Below are 16458 nucleotides of genomic sequence, written 5' to 3'. Positions count from 1 at the left end.
GATACGAAAGGCTGTATCGTTGATCAAGAACATTTTCGGGCTAAAATGCTCGAAATTTCCCCTAAGCTTCCGATAATCAAAATGTTAGATGTTTAAACAATCTTGTCTCGATTGGGACGATAATAGGACTAAGGGACTACCATGGTAGCAGAAACTCAGACCACGACGACGAATCGGCGGAAGTTCATTCGAATTCCGTCAAGCTGCAAACTCACCACGCAGAAAATCCTCTTCAGCACAAAAGCTGACTCAGAGTCAACTGGCCAGGCGCAAAATATCGGCGCTGGCGGTGTGCTCTTCAGTGCCGGCCGCGATTACCACCGCAATGAGCTGGTGAAAATGACGATCTCTTTGCCGACTTGGAAGAAACATCACCCACAATTCTTCCGTGTGGATGAAGACGATGTGAACTCGACGATCATGGCCATTTGTCAGATCATCCGCAGTAAGCAAGTAGCGACCGGAAGTTACGAGGTTGCAGCGAAGTTTGTGGATGTCTACGAGGACGACCTGATCGGACTGAAGAGCTTCATCGAGCACGAAGCCGAGCGCATCGGAACAGTTTAGCCTAGTTTTCTCGCTGCTTCAGATTTTCGGCAGCCATCAACTCTGAGTCTTCAAGTAACTGAGGGCAAGCCGCTCGAAACGCTTTCGGGAAAGAGCAACAAGCTCGTTAGGCGCAATATTCTCAACACTGGAGACTTCTTTGACCAATTCCAAGCCAAGTAGATATCCTGCTCGGAACTTGAATACATCATTGGAGTCATTTGCCTGAAACAGCTCGGTCGGTGCATTTGAGCGGAACTTCCGCACAGCAATGTCATTTATCAAGGACCAGCTTCGTTCGCAGTTGACCCGCCAATTGGAAATCTGTTTTGCGGTCAAGAAGTCACCCCACAGCGCCACATCATCGGTACAGCCAAGTATCACTGTCGTCAGGTACGTTGCAATGCCTTCCGTTAACAGCAATCGAGCGAAATCGCGATGCTCGGGTTTTGAAGTGAAATAGAATTTCGATGAACTTTCATAATGCAGTGCATGGGCGATTTCGTGTGTAACGAATACATCTATTAGCAGATCGGTTGCATAGGACTCGACCGGAATCCAAACTACCCAGCCACTTTCACCTCGAAATGCATGCCCGTTGGTGCAGTTCTTGCCAACGAATAGCACGATGCACAGGTCGCTGGTATCGAATCCCTTTTCTTTGAACTTCCGCAGAAGTTGCGGCAGGCGCCGTGTGATCCGGGCTGATCTCGACAACAGCATGTTCACGGGAATCTTGACATCAGGATATGAGCGCTTTGCCCAAAATCGAAAATAATGTCGAAACAGCTCGGGACATTGTTCTTCATAATCGCGCCAAGCGCCGTTAGTGGCGACGGTTCGGCAGTAGAATCCGGTTAGATCAAGCAGCTTCATTCAAATATGATAATTCCCAACCTGTAAATCGACAATGACATCGACGAAGAACCTTCTGATCGCAACGAAGATTTTCCGACAGAATGCCGGACTACTTGATTTATGACTGCGATTTCCTCTTTGAAATCGAGTGTTCTCGTATATACTGACGGTTATGTTGAACCTCAATCCCGACGCGACACAGGAAGAAATTGACCAAGCCTTCATGGCAATGGCCATTCGCGAGGCGATGATCGCCGAATCCAAGGAAGAAATCCCGATTGGCGCGGTCGTTGTTTTGGACGGCAAGGTCATCGGGCGGGGGCATAATCAGAACAAGACACTAATCGACCCTACCGCGCACGCGGAGATGATTGCCATCACGGCGGCGTGTAACAAAATCCAGCTTCGATATCTCGAATCCGCGACCCTGTACGTCACAATCGAACCGTGCTCGATGTGTGCCGGCGCGATTGTCCTGGCGCGTCTGCCGCGTTTGGTGTTTGGGGCACGCGATGCCAAAGCAGGCGCTTGTGGCTCGGTTTTCAATCTTGTTCAGGATCCAAGACTAAATCATCAAGTAGAAGTCGTGGGCGGAGTGAAAGACTTCGAATGTGCGACCCTGATTACCGAGTTTTTCGAGAGTATTCGCGAAAAGCGCAGGAAAAGCGGCAATGAGCAAAATTGACGCGCGCGCCGTTCAAGGCGCAATTGCCCAAAGAGGCTTCAATATCTGCATCGGGTTACCGGCAGCTCTTTTGGCAATCGCGTTGTTGGCTCGAGCGAACCTTGAATTCCTTGAAACTCCAGTTACGGGCGCAGAGAATCTCAAGATCGCCGGGTTTGCTTTGATCACTGTAGCACTCGCGGTCCTTGCCTTCGTCTTCTTGCGAAAACGAAGCATTCTCAAATCCGAGAAGCTCATAGCCGAAATTCGCTCACATCCTGCCAATATTGCCGAAATTCTCTCGAATCAGCTCTATCCGTTGTTCTTTATAGCCGCAATTCCCGCAGCAATCGGATTAATTTTCTATTTTCTCGGCGGCGACCTTGACACGTATGTACTCATTTCCGTATTTTGTCCGGCTGGCTTAATGATACTTAAGCCGAGAGAATCGGAAATCGAGCAGTTGGAGAGCGAACTTCCGGGGAGCGAGGATTAGCACTTGGATCAGAGCGATGTTACCAGCCTTGAGACAAGACTCAAACTGCTGGGATATCTAATGTGTTTCGCAGCACCAATCGTGTTTCTTGTTCTCATCTGGACCGTCTTGGCTCCGGGTGAAAATATAGAACCGCCAGCTGGTGATGACACCGAGATGTTTATCTGGATACTCTCGGCAATGTCAATCGCCGAACCGGTGATCGGGTACGTGCTGCGCAAGCGTCAGCTCAATGCTGATGCAGTAGCCGCCCGAAGCGTACAGGGCAATGTCTCGCAGGGCATCTTTGTCGGACATCTGGTAGGTTATGCTTTCGCAATTTGTCCCGCGGTGTTCGGGATGGTGATATTTCTGGTGACGCACAACGCAACTCTTGCGAGCGTCTTGATTTGCATTTCGCCAATTGCGTATCTGTTCTTTCGACCTACCGAGAGCACAGTTCGCGATTTGGCTCGTGATGCTGAAGCCAAACTAGCGATACCAAGATAGCTTAGCCTGGCAACATCACGGTAGTCTAGCCCCTTGTGGGCGTTCGTTCTTTGAAGATTTTGGAGAGGTGGCTGAGTGGTCGATAGCGGCGGTCTCGAAAACCGTTATACCCGCGAGGGTATCCAGGGTTCGAATCCCTGCCTCTCCGATTTTTATTGGTGGTACTAAGAGTTCCACATTTTGCTTCGCTCTGGGTGGGGTACCTACCAAAAACGCCATGAGAAAGTCATATTGCCATATCTGGTGGATCATGAGCATCTTTTCACTTCTATTTGGCGGCTGCAGCAAGCAGCCCAAAGTCAGTTTCGAAATCAGTGAAATGGAATTGCTCGTGGAAGGTTGGAACGATTCAGAGCTAAGGCAGATCATCGGCGATTTTCAGCAGATGTATAGTTACCAGCTGCCCAAGAACTTCTCTACCGAGATTCACGCAAGTTCGGGATGGGTTCGGCGGGTCAGATTTCCAGCTGGTATTGAGCCACGCTTGTTCTGTTACCTCATAAATTACACAACATATCCGAATGGGTTTGATCTGAAGTCGCGAACAATCCTCAATGCGGGCAGGGCAACAGTGGCTTCCGACTTTCTTCCGTCCGATCAAAGCGTTATTGGAGAGAGCATTCTGCTTTATGTTCCGACTGACGACAAAGACTTTGACGTAGTCTTTGCGCAGGTAAAGGGGCAGAGTTATAAGTATCCATTTTCATCGGATCGTTGGCAGCGAGTAGAAGATGCACGTGTACCCGCAGGGCTGAGCAGGCTGCAATCTGCTATCTAACGTATCCTCGGTCGGCAGTGATTCTCTGGATATTCGATAGACTCTACTGGTTGAGCCAAAAGTCCCACCCTGCGCTTCGCTTCGGGTGGGGTACCGGCCTTTCTGAATCTGCACTTATCGCGAATAGACCTTGGCGTTGTCGGTAAACTGTTGATTGAGGTCGGTGCTGTTTGGGAAGACTTCGACTTTCAAATGGAGGCTGTCGAGTAGCTGTACCAGCATGATGCCGAAGTAACCAAATTCGGTGTAGTTCAAGTGGTAGACGACGCGACCGCTTTGCAGAGTCACATCGGTAAAGGCGGGGTCTGTTGGTGAAGGTTTGAACTTGCCCGGTGTGGAGACAGTGCCGCCGATTGAGATTCGCATTTCTTCCGGTTCATTCGAGTCGGGGCAGAAGGCAAGATGCTTGGGCCAGGCGGGCGGCATCATCGATTCGGCCACCTCGACGCTCTCGTGGAACCAGTTACCGATGAGTGTGCCGGGAACGTCATAATCGATCTTGCCGTCTTTGTCGACTGCGTTTCGGCGTACCATAGCATAGAGTTGCGAACGAAGCGGCTCAGAGAAGTACTTGTAAGGCGAATCTGTATACAGTGTCTGCCAGCCATAGCGAAGGGGATTGACAAATCCGGTCAACGCGGCCTGCTCATTGACCACGCCAAGGTCGATAGCGATTCCACGGCTCTCACCAATGATTTGTCCGGCAGTAACTATGGAGCCGACTTTGATCGCAGAGTCAAGGACCACGTGGTCAAGATAGTAAAGCACCCATTTGTTCATCCTCAGCATGATCTTGGCATCGGCATCGCGGCCATCGCCTTGTAATATCCAAGTCACGACACCTGAGCCCGGTGCATAAACAGGCAGAATCTCGGCTGGATAGATCGGCTGTTGACCATATGTCCAACTGGTATAGAAATACACATGATCAGTCGGAATCGTATGACCCGATGGATTCATTGCACCGAGCGGCTCAAGGTCGGTGATCTTGTCGATAGCGACCGGCGAAACGGTGAAGATGGCCGGGTCGGTGTTTTCTTCGTATGGCGATTTTGGCTCGGTCGATTTGTCTTCGCCGCATGAGCCAATGGTGAGGCAAACGGCGAACAAAGCACAAAACAGCGCTGAACCAGTAGTAGCCTTTAGAGAGTTCGATTTCATAGTCTCTGAATTTATCGGCAGGTAAGCCGCTGTTCTTAAAGCGGACGGAATGCGGCTAATAGGCGCTGGCTTGATTCAACAACGCAATATCGGCATCGCTCAAGACGAGTCGGGTTGCAGCAATCAAGTCATCGAGTTGCTCGATAGTTGTGGCGCTGGCGATTGGCGCAGTGATACTTGGACGTGCAATCAGCCAGGCGATAGCGAGCCTGCCTGGTGTAGAGCCAAGCTTCTCGGCCAGGTTGTCGAGCGCCGCAAGAATACGAAATCCACGATCATCAAGAAATTTCGCAACACCCTTCCCGCGCGGGCTTTTGGAGAGGTCAGCCTCGGAGCGGTACTTGCCGGTTAGGAAACCTCGTGCGAGCGAAAAATATGGTATGACGCCCAGATCGCGCTTGAGACAGAGCTGTTCGAGATTGGTTTCGAAGTCTGCTCGCTCGTAGAGATTGTAACACGGTTGGAGGCATTGGTAGAGCGGCCAGGAATGTTGCTCGCTGATAGTCAATGACTCGCTCAGTCGTTCGGCAGTGTAGTTTGACGCGCCAATGATGCGAACCTTGCCTTGTGCCACAAGCTGTGAGAATGCTTCGAGGGTTTCATCAATGGGTGTATCTTTGTCGTCGGTGTGTGATTGGTACAAATCGATGTAGTCGGTTTGCAGTCGCTTCAGGGATTCATCGACGGAACGCAAGATGTGAACCTTCGAAAGACCTTTCCGATCCGACTCCATTTCCATACCGACTTTTGTAGCAATGATGATCTTGTCGCGATTGCCGCGCGCTTTTTGCCATTTGCCGATAATCGTCTCCGATTCGCCGCCGACGTGTCCCGGTTTCCAGCGGGAGTAGACATCGGCAGTGTCAATCAAATTGAATCCAGCCCCGACGAAACGATCGAGAATCTCAAACGATGTTGGTTCGTCGATTGTCCAGCCGAAGACATTGCCGCCAAGTGCCAAAGGTGCGACTTCGAGTTCGGACTTCCCGATCTTTCGTTTTTGCATTGATGCTCCCTGATTCTTCTCAGACGCGGTAATTGTCGGCGCGCCAGTTGGTGATAGCTTTCTTGATGTCGACGCTCGACATATCCTCGCTGGCGGCACGCATGGCAAGCTTGACAAATTCACCATCGGAGGCAAAACGCAATGCGATGACCTGGCGCATGGTGAGTCGGGAGTCAAGCATCCTTCCGGTCATTACGAAGTGACGAAGGTTTTCTTCGGCCCGGATGGCGCGGTCTTGTGCCTTGAGAGCAAATGAACGAGCATAGAAGAACAGCATCAACAAGGAGACAAACACGACGACTAATAGTGAAGCAGAGTAGAGCCTTGTGTGGTCGTCAAGTGAATGGTAAAGGTTGACGGATGCGCCGATAAGCGAGAGAAATAGCATTCCAAACAGGACGATATGGAAACCCGGGACATAGCGGGCGTGATTAGAGAAATTTTGTTCCGACAATTGAACTTCCTTTCCGAAGACAACGGTGACTAAACTCCAATTTGCCGCAAATCGAGGCAATAAGCAAGCACTCAGAATGACACATGACAAATTGAAGAAGTGGTAAAGCTCGCCAGCTAAAGAAAGTGAGTGAGGCGAATTCTATTTGCGAGCTATCAGTACTGTACCGGCAATGATCATGAGGCAGCCGGCAATCATTGGAAGTGTCACCGATTCATGCAGGAAAATGACTCCCCAGAGCATACCGAAGGCGGGCATCAGGAATGTGACGCTGAGAGCTTTGGTTGGGCCGACATCACTGACAAGGCGGTAGTAGAGCACATAGGCGATTGATCCGCAAAGAACCGCAAGGATGATGGTGTAGATTACTATTCTCGAATTGATCTCACCGGTCGGAGGGAACAACAATGCGAGAGGCAGGAGTGCGAGTCCGGCCATGATCTGACTGCCGCCGGAAATCGCCATTGGCTTGATTTTGGATGCCTTCTTCTTGGTATAAATTCCCGCCAGACCATAACACATGGGCGCGGCGAGACAGGCTGCTAATGACCAGCCGAACATGGCGTCGACCTGCGCACCGCCGACTTTGCTGACCAAGGCAACTCCAACGGCTCCGGAAATCAGGCCGGCTATCTTACGAAGAGTGAGTTTATCGTTTAGCCAGATCGCCGAAAAGACCGCGCCGAATAGTGGCGAGGTTGAATTGAAGATGACTGAGTATGACGCTGGAATGTGTTGGGCTGCGAAGGCGTAAAGTGAAAATGGAATGCTGGAATTGACGACTCCGATGATGGCATATTGTTTCCAGTTCTCGCGCCAGGCAAGGTCAAAGCGGATAACGGCGAAATAAGCCAACATTGCCACACCGGCGATCAGCAAACGTGAATCTGCCGTCGTGATAGCGCCGAGGACAGGGGCGAGGACACGCATGAATATGAAAGAGCTTCCCCAGATTGCGGCAAGGAGTATCAAGCGGGTTATGTCAGCAGGTCGCATGAGGATATTCCCTTCTAGAAATCAGCGCCAGAAAGATAACCTTAGCGTGAGGATTCTCTACCGATTTTCGAGAAAGGAATTCTGAGATACAGACGGCGTGGGTTAACCGATCAATAGCTTCTGGAATCCGGGGAGGCCCCGCAACGGCGCGAAATGTTCGGCCACCATTAGGAGCGGTCGCGAAATGTAGGACGGCACGCCGAGGAGGAACTTCAGTTGTTCGATTGCCTGGTCGGTGCGGCCAAGCATCGTCAAAGCGATTGCGAAGGTTTCCATGTAAACAATACTGAAGACGTGGTCGCGGTCATGTGGAAACAACTCCAGCGCTTTTTCACAGTGACTAATCGACTTGTCTGCCTGACCAAGTCCGGCGTAGGCTATGCCCAAATTAGCGAGATAGCGGGCGTCATCGGGGCTGGTTTTGAGTTTGGATTCGAGCATTACGCGTGCGGATTCGAAATATGATCTTGCCTCTGATTCACGTCCGAGGCGCTGCGCCAACCGGCCTTTGTTTATGAAGTACAGCTCCATTTCAACTTCGTCGATGGCGAGTCTATCCATCGCCTTCTGGACATCGCGATCGCAGTATTCGACAAAGACATCGAGCAGCATAAATTCCATGACCATCTCGCCGGGCGGCACACGTGATTCGGCCTCACGGAATATCTGTGCTGCTGCGGCGACGTTGCCGTCGCGCAAAAGAATCGTTTGGGCTTTTCGAGCGTAAATATCTATCCAATCAGGCACGAGCCAAATGGCGCGGTCAAATTGTATCAACGCCGCGTCATACTGCCGCAAAAGCATTAGCGTATTGCCGAGTTCTGAAGCAAGCAACGACGATTTGGGGTCGAGTTCGGCTGCTTTGCGTATATTGCGAAGGGCTTCGTTCCAGAACCCGAGCCGCCGCTGGATAAATCCAGTTGCGGCCAATAGACTGCTGTCATTAGGACGGCTCTTACCGGCGACAACAAATTGCTCAAGCGCCAACATGTATTCTTTGCAGCCATAGTAATAGTAGTACCCCATTGCCAGATTGGTCTCAGCTAACTGCGGCGCCACGCGAACTGCAGCATCTACCGACAATTTGGCGCGGGCAATACGTGCCTGTGTCCGGTCATGGAAGAACCAATACATACTGAGGTTTGCCTGGCTCAATTTCACGTGAGCTAATGCGAAATCAGGATCGAGCTCGACAGCCTTTTCGTACATCTCGATGGCCTTGCTGATGTCGGCTGGCTGAGTGCTGCGAGGATAGAATTCATTTCCGCGGAGATAGAAGTCGTAGGCTTCGAGATTCGTTGTAGGAATGCGCGAGAGACTATCCAATTCAGGAGTTGCCAATGCAACACCGAGCGCCTTGGTGATCTCCGATGCCAACTCCGATTGGAGCACAAAAATCTGGTCGAGAACACGATCGTATGATTCCGCCCAGAGATATGATTCATCTTTAGTGTCGACAAGCTTGCAGCTTAGTCGAAACCGAGAAGGTGTCTGGCTGTTGTCCCAGCGGATCGTTGCGGTCAGCAAGAACTCTACTCCCAGCTCGCCCGCAATTTCGACAAGACTCTTATTCTTGTCGCGAAACTGGCGCGCGCTGTTGTTGGAGATGACCTTGAGCAGCTTGATTTTGGCGAGGCTGGTGGTGATTTCATCCGTGATACCATCAGCAAAGTAATCGTGCTCGGTCGGACCAAGATTCTCGAAGGGAAGAATTGCGATGGCTTTCTTGAGTCCAACGGAAGTGCGAGTTACAGTACTGGATTCCAAGCCTGCTGACGGCATCGGTAGAGGCGCCGATGCAACGTTTGGAAATTGCGATGGCTGCGGCTCGGCACGTTTCATGACAAGCCGAAGTTCCCGGGCGAGGTCTTCCACATTCTGGTAGCGCAAAGCGGGATCTTTTTGAAGTGCGCGATCAACAATTGCGCTAATCTTCTCTCCAACCTCAGGGGTGAGTTGCAGAAGCGGAACGTGAATCTGCTGAAGGATTGCCAGTAACGTGGCGATTTCGGAATCCTTCTTAAATGGAGTCTGCCCTGAAAGCATCTCATAGATGACAACTCCGAGCGAGAAGATGTCGGAACGTTGGTCGACTTCAACGCCTTGGGCCTGCTCTGGCGACATGTAGGCAATTGTACCAAGTCGAACGCCAGTGCTGGTCAAACCGGAAACGCTTTGAAGCTTGGCGAGACCGAAGTCGAGGATTTTGACTTTGCCTTTGCCACTGACAAGTATATTTGCCGGTTTGATATCGCGGTGAACGATACTGCGTTCGTGAGCGGCGACAAGGCCGTCGCAGACTTGCAAGATCAAGTCGATGCAATTTTCCAGTGGTAGTCGCTGAGCTTTGATTAGGTCTTTGAGCGGCACACCTTCAACAAGCTCCATAGCGATGAATTGTCTTCCCTCGCTTTCGTCAACTTCGTAGATGGTGACAATGTTGTTGTGGTTTAGCGCGGCAGCGGTTTGAGCCTCGCGAATGAAGCGCGCTTTGGTCTCCGGATCTTCGGCCAGTGTGGGCGGTAGTAGTTTGATTGCGACATTGCGCTGTAGTTTCGGGTCGAATGCAAGATAAACCTCTCCCATACCACCAGCGCCGATTTTTTCAATAACGCGATATCTGCCGACGGTTGCGATCTTGCCGTCGTTTCGGCTTACTTTGGTTTTTTCGAGGTTATCTTGTTCTTCAGAATCGCTCATGGCAATTTGTCGGGGCCATTCATTTCTACGGGTTCAATTCGCACTGCTAACGGTCTGAGGATAGCAAATACTGTGAAATCTGACAATCAAAATGCAGAAGAGCCGGTCGCAACAATGCGATCGGCTCTCCAGCGTTGAATCGACTGTGTTCAAATCATGGCGACTGGAAGATGTATCGAATCAACCAGATCGCATCCGAGACATTAACGAAGCCGTTGCCATCAGCATCTCCGCCGCAAGCGGTGACCGGTTCGGGGCCACCAAGGAAGATGAAGCTGATGATATAAACGGCGTCAGAAATATTGGCATTGCCGCTGCCGTCGGCATCGCCGGCACGGCACGAAGTAAACTCTTGCCAGAACCCCTGGTAGACGCGGTAGTTGGATGACGAAACGGTGCCAATGGCGGTCTGTACCACCGTACCATGAAGCGTCTTCCCGTCAGAGTATGTGCTTTGGGTACCGCCGGTCGATACCACATGCCACTTGATCGTGTAGTCGTCCCCCAACAAAGTGGAAGAGAGCATCACGACTATCAACAGTGCCACTCTAACAATCACTCGGACCTTTGTCATAAGTTACCTCCGATTTCGGTCCGTTATTGTTTGTTCTTTTCGGCAACGACTTGCTGCAGAAGTGATCTCAGTTCGTTGATCTCGGTCTTGAGTCTCGCAATCTCACTATTCGAGCCGTTTTCAGTTGTTGACAGCACTGTTCTTGATGCTGCCTTGCTAACTCCGACTGTGCTCGTGACAGCAGTCGTGGGCGCCGCGGTCGTAGATGTGGAGCTAACGTCGCCATATGCCGTCGGTATGAAGACCAGGGTCAGTGTTTTATCGGAAGCTGTGAATTCAGCATCACCGGCAGTACGTTCGGCTACGAGGAAAAATGTCGAAGCACCGGCTTCGACCGCGAAGACTTTTTGGAGACTTATTACATTTTTCGCCTGCAAGAATGGTTCAATACCACGAATCAGCCAGCTCTTGCGCTGATCGTCGGGTTGTTCGGTCTCATTGGCAACGACGCCAAATTCCGCTGCATAAGTCGGAATAGTACCGGGCGCCACTGCCGTGATATCTGATCCGGTCAGATCGAATGAAGCTTCACAGGAGCCCAATACGAGGACATAGCCATCGCTCGGGCAATCGATAGTCTGTTGAGCAAGCACCACCGGTGTGTTACCAATAGTGGTTGTTACATCGCTATCTTCAACTTGCGCTGCGCCGGAGCTCATTGCCGCAGTGCATTGACGGCTGTCGTCGCCGGAGAATTGTACACAGGGAGCGAAGACCTCGGTCTCGCTCGCCCAGAACTTGATGCTGTCTTGTTCGTCGAAGATCTCGTAGCGGAGCTGTTCGATGTCGCCATCTTTTGTGCCGGTTGATGGCTGCAATCCGATCGTTCCGGAGATCACGCCGCCGCGGGCACCATCGAGGGTTTCAACTCTGGTTGAGTAACCGACCGACACCAATCTGGTGCGCGGTTCGCCTTCCGGGTCAGTTCCGATTTGGATGCCAAGATAGCTGGCAGATGAATCGAATACTTCGGGTTCAATTTGGATATTGTCGCCAAGAATGACGTTGAAGAGTCCGTTGGTGACATCGACCAGGAGTGTCTCTTCCCATTTCAGATTAGCGATGTCGCTTTGAATAGGATGGTTCCAAATGCGAAATGTCATCTGCACGCCGGTGGCGTTCATTGGCTGGCCATTTGCATCCGTCAACAACCCTTGATAGTTGAGACGTGATGGCGTAACGCCGCTGTACGCAGTAGCACCAAGACACAAGATGAATGCGGCAAGCATCATCAACAAACCGAATCGACTGGTCATACGCTCTCCTTAATTAAAACTGCTGCTCGTGTCAGCCGTGCAATGGTGCAGTGATCGGCTTGCCCATATCAGCGTTTGGCAAGTTTCACATCGGCTAATCAAGCGGCTCGGGTTTTGGGGTTGTTACAGGCAATGAAACGAAAAGGCGCTTAAAAGCAAGTAAAAATGAAGTTTGTGGACAGACAAACACCACTATCGTGATTGTTAATTTTTTGTTAGGACAAACCACGACGATGTTAGAATTTGTGCGCCACAATCATCGGTACTGAAACTGGATTTGATCATCAGAACATTCGATCACAAAGTTGGTGTCTGTCGGGGTTTTGCCGTCGAGGATCGGCAACTACGGGTTTTCGAGTATCCTATTTTGTATCAAGCTCTTAACAAATCAGGCGCCCGACAATTGTCGAGCGCCTGATCTTCAGGAAGGCGATTGCAAACGCCTTTACGGATGGGTGTTATTCACAGTTCTGCGACCATTGACCGCGGAAGTAACCGTGTTTTGCGGCGCGGTCATTATTGCCATTTCCGGGACGTTCTCTCGCGACCCAGTTGGCATCAAATTCACCAACAGCGACAGCTTCGCGATTGAAGATGTCTCCCGACAACCAGCCTTTGTCAGTCGCGCTCGGATCATCATCAGTACCGTATCCCCATTCTCCCTTGAGGAAGCCACGGAAGAGGCCAGCTACTGAGATCCACTTGCCGAAGAGCACCTGAACGTCATCTTCACGGTTACCGAAGTGCCCGCGCACATGACCCAACATCAGGCCATCTTCGGAGATCCACCGGCCGACGAAAGTGCCCTGTCCGCGTACTGATGCCGGACGAATCCATCTTCCTTCGAGATAGCCCTCGCCGCAAGCAAGGCGCTCGATCTTAAATCCATTAACTGAGAACTGGTTACTGCCGACGTCAGTTACGGTGCTAATTGACGCCAGTTCGGACATAGTGAAAGTCTGGGTGATAGGTCCGGACGTGAAGGTCAGAGTGTTCTCGGTATCAAAAACGGAAGGGGTTGGATCATAGATGTAAACGAGCATTCCATCAAAACTCGGACGGGTCTTGCTTTCGAACTCGAGAACAGTACGCGATAGACGCGGACGAACGATAAAGTCGCCGGCTTCAAAGCGGATCAGGCGGACGGCAACAATTGCGCCGCGTTCTAGAGTCAGTGAGCCGGACCAATCGGTGACGGCAACTTCAGTGGAATCGAGTTCAAGGTGTCCCCAAAGGAATTCGACCGAATAGACGCCGATGTCAAGAAGCTTGGTGATTGAATCGACATCGGGATTCAACATGATCGGATCGTTTGCCTCAGCGCTGCCTTCGAGGCTGGCAATATCGGGATCGCCGAATGCAGGTTGCTCGTCAGTTGCTTTGTAACCGCCGAAGTTATCGGTCAGATTGATTGACTCATCGTCGCCTTGTTCGGGAGTGACGTTATTGTCGCTGCAGCCGATTAGGCCAACTACCAACAACGCGAGTACTCCGAATAGCAGGATTCTGATTTTGGACTTCATAATTTCTCCTTCATTTAGGTCTGATCTGCAATGATCTCTTACTGAGGGTATAGTCAAATGTCGTGCCAACTTTCGCAGGGAGGTCGAGACAAGAGACAACCATTTGCCGTAACGCGGCTTAGACCCCTTGTGTAAATGTCTCAAGCAATCGACATTGATGACGACTATTTGTCGATGCGTACCACATGGTACATCGAAGTACGATCTCGAACCACGAGGTACGAAATCCGAGGGCACAAATGTGTAACAATCAGGCGGCAGTTATAAGCAATGATCGGTGACAATCGCAAACTCGTTTCCATACTTATTATTGCTCTCCTTCTGTTGCTGGTGGCGGGATTCAACATTGCGCTATACTTATTGTACACGCGCTCGCTGGATACACTTGATCGTTCGCTCGGCGACCGTCTTCTGTCGGTCGGACGCGCAATCGCGCCGGAAATCGAAGGCGTACTGCAATACGAAACGCCGGAAGATCCTTTGTCTTTGGCGACAGTGGTCAGGCTCCAGGATTATCTTGTTCGAATTCGGGATTCGGATGCGTTGTCTGCCATATATCTTCTCGATGCAGAGCATCGTGATATGCTCTCACTGGATGATTCAATCTCAAATGTGCAGTTGTTCTTGCCGTTGCACATCGAGGGGTTGAGCCGCGCCGCTTTGGGCAATGCCGGAGTCTCCGAGTTGAATCGTGCCGGCAACCGCTACTTCAAGTCGGCGTATCAGCCGGTCGGCGAGGATCCGGTCTATGGCGTACTATTGATCGAAAGCAATTTTGAATTCTTCACGGAGTTCGAAGACTTCAAGCAGTATATGATTGTTGTCAACGCGGCGGCGATTGGGTTTCTGTTATTTGTTTCTATAGTAGTCGTCATACTAAATCGCAGACTCATACAAGCGGAGAAGATGTTGGTGTCGCAAGCGGCTCTTTCGCAAATGGGTCAAATGGCGGCGGTAATCGCGCATGAGGTGCGCAATCCGCTGGCGATTATCAAGGCGACCGCTGAACGATTGAAAAAGAAGTACGCTTCTGGTGAATCGAGCGATGCGCAGCTATTTGATTTCATTCCCGAAGAGGTAGACCGGCTCAACACGATTACAACGCACTATCTTCAATTTGCATCGCCGATTGATGCCCCAGGTAAGGTACAGAACCTCAGTGAGGTAGTGGAATCAGTTGTCCAAGGAATGAGCAAAGAGTTTGAGCAGAAGGGCGTAAAGCTGCACGCGGATTGCGAGTCATCAATAACAAGTTGCAAGGTCGACTCACAGAAGGTTCGCCAGATACTTGTGAACTTGATGAAGAACGCACTCGATGTTTCGCCTGAAGGTGCAACTGTCAATGTGACGGCGGGCACGGCACGTTCGGGAATACTGTCGATCACAATCAGCGATACAGGCGCTGGCATCGAGAAGAAAGTGATGAAGCACATTTTTGATCCATTCTTCACAACCAAATCGCAGGGAACGGGGCTCGGGCTCTTTGTTGTGAAGCGTTTGGTCGATAATATGAAAGGCGAAATTCGTATCAACTCTCAAGTGGGAGTTGGGACATCAGTAACAGTAACTTTCCCGGAACGGATTGATGGCGAAGATTCTCGTAGTTGATGATGAAGCCAAAATGGCGATGCTGGTTGCTTCCACACTGGAGGATGCCGGTCACACAGTCACAGTACACAATTCAGGCGACCTTGCGATTAAGGCGCTTAACGGCGGATCGTACGATCTCGTGATTTCCGATCTCCGAATGTCCCCGCCGGATGGGTTGGAGATTCTCAAGCAGGCGAGTCAAATCGCGCCGGATACCGGTGTCATCTTGATGACGGCTTACGCAACAGCAGAGTCAGCAGTTATGGCGATGAAGAATGGAGCGTATGATTACTTGATCAAACCGTTCTCATTGGACGAACTGACAATATTGGTTGACCGCTTTCTGGACAATCGGCGAATCAAGGTACTCAATGAGCAGTTTGTCGCCGACTATGAGCAGTTTGCAGTTGGAGAGTTTGTCGGCAAGTCGGCAGGCGTCAAACAACTTTTTGAGATGATAGACAAGGTCGCCAAGCGGGAATCCACGGTGCTTCTGCTTGGTGAATCAGGTACCGGCAAGGAACTGGTCGCCAATATGATTCATAAGCGGTCGCCGCGCCAATCGGGACCGTTTATTGCACTTAACTGCGCCGCACTGAGCGAGACATTGTTGGAGTCAGAACTGTTTGGCCATGAAAAAGGCGCATTCACCGGCGCGGTGAAACGCAAGCCTGGGCGATTCGAGCTGGCACAGGGAGGGACTCTGTTCCTCGATGAAATCGGCGAAATCTCACAATCGATGCAGGCCAAACTGCTGCGTGTGCTGGAACTGGGGCAATTCGTGCGTGTCGGCGGGACAGAGACCTTACGTTCCGATGCTCGCATAATTGCTGCAACGAATCGAGACCTTAAGGCGCTGATGGAGAACGGGTCGTTTCGCGAAGATTTGTTCTTCAGGTTGAGTGTCTTTCCTATGGCAATTCCGCCGTTACGCGAGAGGCAGGATGACATTGTGCCGTTGGCAGAGTACTTTCTTAAGCGTCATAGCTATACTCATGGCGGATTGTCTAACGACTGCGTGGAAACACTCAAGCGCTATGCATACCCCGGCAATGTTCGGGAATTGAAAAACATCATCGAGCGTGCCGTGATACTCGCCGATGGTGAACCTTTGAGTCCGGATCTGCTTGGAATTCAGGCTGACGAACAAGTGTTGGAACACGAGCCGGGCGGGATAAATGACACTGAACGCAGGATGATTGTGGATGCGCTTAATCAAAGCGGCGGCAGGAAGACAGTCGCGGCGGAGAAGCTCAAGATTACACGCAGGCGTCTGTACTCGCGAATGAAGATCTACGGCATCAATTCTGGACCGGATGGTACATATAAATGAACCTAATGGTACACTCCGGCCGTGCGTTTTTGTC

At 51.0% G+C, this 16458-nt stretch carries 16 protein-coding genes and 1 tRNA gene; 8 read left to right on the top strand and 9 right to left on the bottom strand.

The window, feature by feature from the left end; all coding sequences use genetic code 11:
* Positions 1–141: 141 nt before the first annotated feature.
* Complete coding sequence (locus tag IPH59_05500; protein MBK7091161.1) at positions 142–567, top strand: hypothetical protein; 426 nt, start codon at positions 142–144, stop codon at positions 565–567.
* 36 nt (positions 568–603) lie between these two features.
* Here IPH59_05500 and IPH59_05495 read toward each other — a convergent pair whose 3' ends face one another.
* Positions 604–1422, bottom strand: coding sequence for a hypothetical protein (locus IPH59_05495; GenBank protein ID MBK7091160.1), 819 nt, complete (start codon positions 1420–1422; stop codon positions 604–606).
* A 154-nt stretch (positions 1423–1576) separates the two neighbouring features.
* On the opposite strand from IPH59_05495, the gene IPH59_05490 reads away from it, so the two are divergent.
* The 5 genes from IPH59_05490 (at position 1577) to IPH59_05470 (ending at position 3831) form a co-directional block, all read left to right on the top strand.
* Entirely contained in the window at positions 1577–2089 is a 513-nt protein-coding gene (locus IPH59_05490) for a nucleoside deaminase (GenBank protein ID MBK7091159.1), read from the top strand.
* Positions 2076–2564 carry a hypothetical protein gene (locus IPH59_05485; GenBank protein MBK7091158.1) on the top strand — a complete coding sequence of 163 codons (489 nt, stop codon included), beginning with the start codon at positions 2076–2078 and terminating at the stop codon, positions 2562–2564. Before IPH59_05490 ends, IPH59_05485 begins: the two co-directional genes overlap by 14 nt.
* A gap of 3 nt (positions 2565–2567) precedes the next feature.
* Positions 2568–3053, top strand: a complete 486-nt coding sequence (locus IPH59_05480; protein ID MBK7091157.1) for a hypothetical protein — start codon at positions 2568–2570, stop codon at positions 3051–3053.
* A gap of 61 nt (positions 3054–3114) precedes the next feature.
* Positions 3115–3201 (top strand) — tRNA-Ser (locus tag IPH59_05475).
* 69 nt (positions 3202–3270) lie between these two features.
* Positions 3271–3831 carry a hypothetical protein gene (locus IPH59_05470; GenBank protein MBK7091156.1) on the top strand — a complete coding sequence of 187 codons (561 nt, stop codon included), beginning with the start codon at positions 3271–3273 and terminating at the stop codon, positions 3829–3831.
* A 114-nt stretch (positions 3832–3945) separates the two neighbouring features.
* On the opposite strand, the gene IPH59_05465 is transcribed toward IPH59_05470, so the two are convergent.
* The 8 genes from IPH59_05465 to IPH59_05430 form a co-directional block, all read right to left on the bottom strand.
* Complete coding sequence (locus IPH59_05465; GenBank protein ID MBK7091155.1) at positions 3946–4992, bottom strand: hypothetical protein; 1047 nt, start codon at positions 4990–4992, stop codon at positions 3946–3948.
* Positions 4993–5047: 55 nt separating this feature from the next.
* Positions 5048–5998 (bottom strand): aldo/keto reductase, encoded by a 951-nt coding sequence (locus tag IPH59_05460; GenBank protein MBK7091154.1) that lies wholly within the window; start codon positions 5996–5998, stop codon positions 5048–5050.
* 19 nt (positions 5999–6017) lie between these two features.
* Positions 6018–6452, bottom strand: a complete 435-nt coding sequence (locus IPH59_05455) for a hypothetical protein (protein MBK7091153.1) — start codon at positions 6450–6452, stop codon at positions 6018–6020.
* Positions 6453–6593: 141 nt separating this feature from the next.
* Positions 6594–7448, bottom strand: a complete 855-nt coding sequence (locus IPH59_05450) for a DMT family transporter (protein ID MBK7091152.1) — start codon at positions 7446–7448, stop codon at positions 6594–6596.
* A 102-nt stretch (positions 7449–7550) separates the two neighbouring features.
* Entirely contained in the window at positions 7551–10148 is a 2598-nt protein-coding gene (locus IPH59_05445) for a protein kinase (GenBank protein MBK7091151.1), read from the bottom strand.
* Between the two features lie 154 nt (positions 10149–10302).
* Positions 10303–10722 carry a dockerin type I repeat-containing protein gene (locus IPH59_05440; GenBank protein MBK7091150.1) on the bottom strand — a complete coding sequence of 140 codons (420 nt, stop codon included), beginning with the start codon at positions 10720–10722 and terminating at the stop codon, positions 10303–10305.
* Between the two features lie 23 nt (positions 10723–10745).
* On the bottom strand, positions 10746–11978 hold the full coding sequence (locus tag IPH59_05435; protein ID MBK7091149.1) for a hypothetical protein: 1233 nt from the start codon (positions 11976–11978) through the stop codon (positions 10746–10748).
* Positions 11979–12436: 458 nt separating this feature from the next.
* On the bottom strand, positions 12437–13501 hold the full coding sequence (locus tag IPH59_05430) for a hypothetical protein (GenBank protein MBK7091148.1): 1065 nt from the start codon (positions 13499–13501) through the stop codon (positions 12437–12439).
* A gap of 270 nt (positions 13502–13771) precedes the next feature.
* Here IPH59_05430 and IPH59_05425 point away from each other — a divergent pair, with 270 nt between their 5' ends.
* Both IPH59_05425 and IPH59_05420 read left to right on the top strand, forming a co-directional pair.
* Positions 13772–15109 (top strand): hypothetical protein, encoded by a 1338-nt coding sequence (locus tag IPH59_05425; protein MBK7091147.1) that lies wholly within the window; start codon positions 13772–13774, stop codon positions 15107–15109.
* Positions 15087–16424 carry a sigma-54-dependent Fis family transcriptional regulator gene (locus IPH59_05420; GenBank protein ID MBK7091146.1) on the top strand — a complete coding sequence of 446 codons (1338 nt, stop codon included), beginning with the start codon at positions 15087–15089 and terminating at the stop codon, positions 16422–16424. Before IPH59_05425 ends, IPH59_05420 begins: the two co-directional genes overlap by 23 nt.
* The last annotated feature ends 34 nt before the right edge of the window (positions 16425–16458 follow it).

It is taken from the genome of bacterium, assembly GCA_016708315.1.
GTDB lineage: Bacteria > Zixibacteria > MSB-5A5 > CAIYYT01 > CAIYYT01 > JADJGC01.
This window is presented reverse-complemented; position numbering and strand designations above follow the sequence as displayed.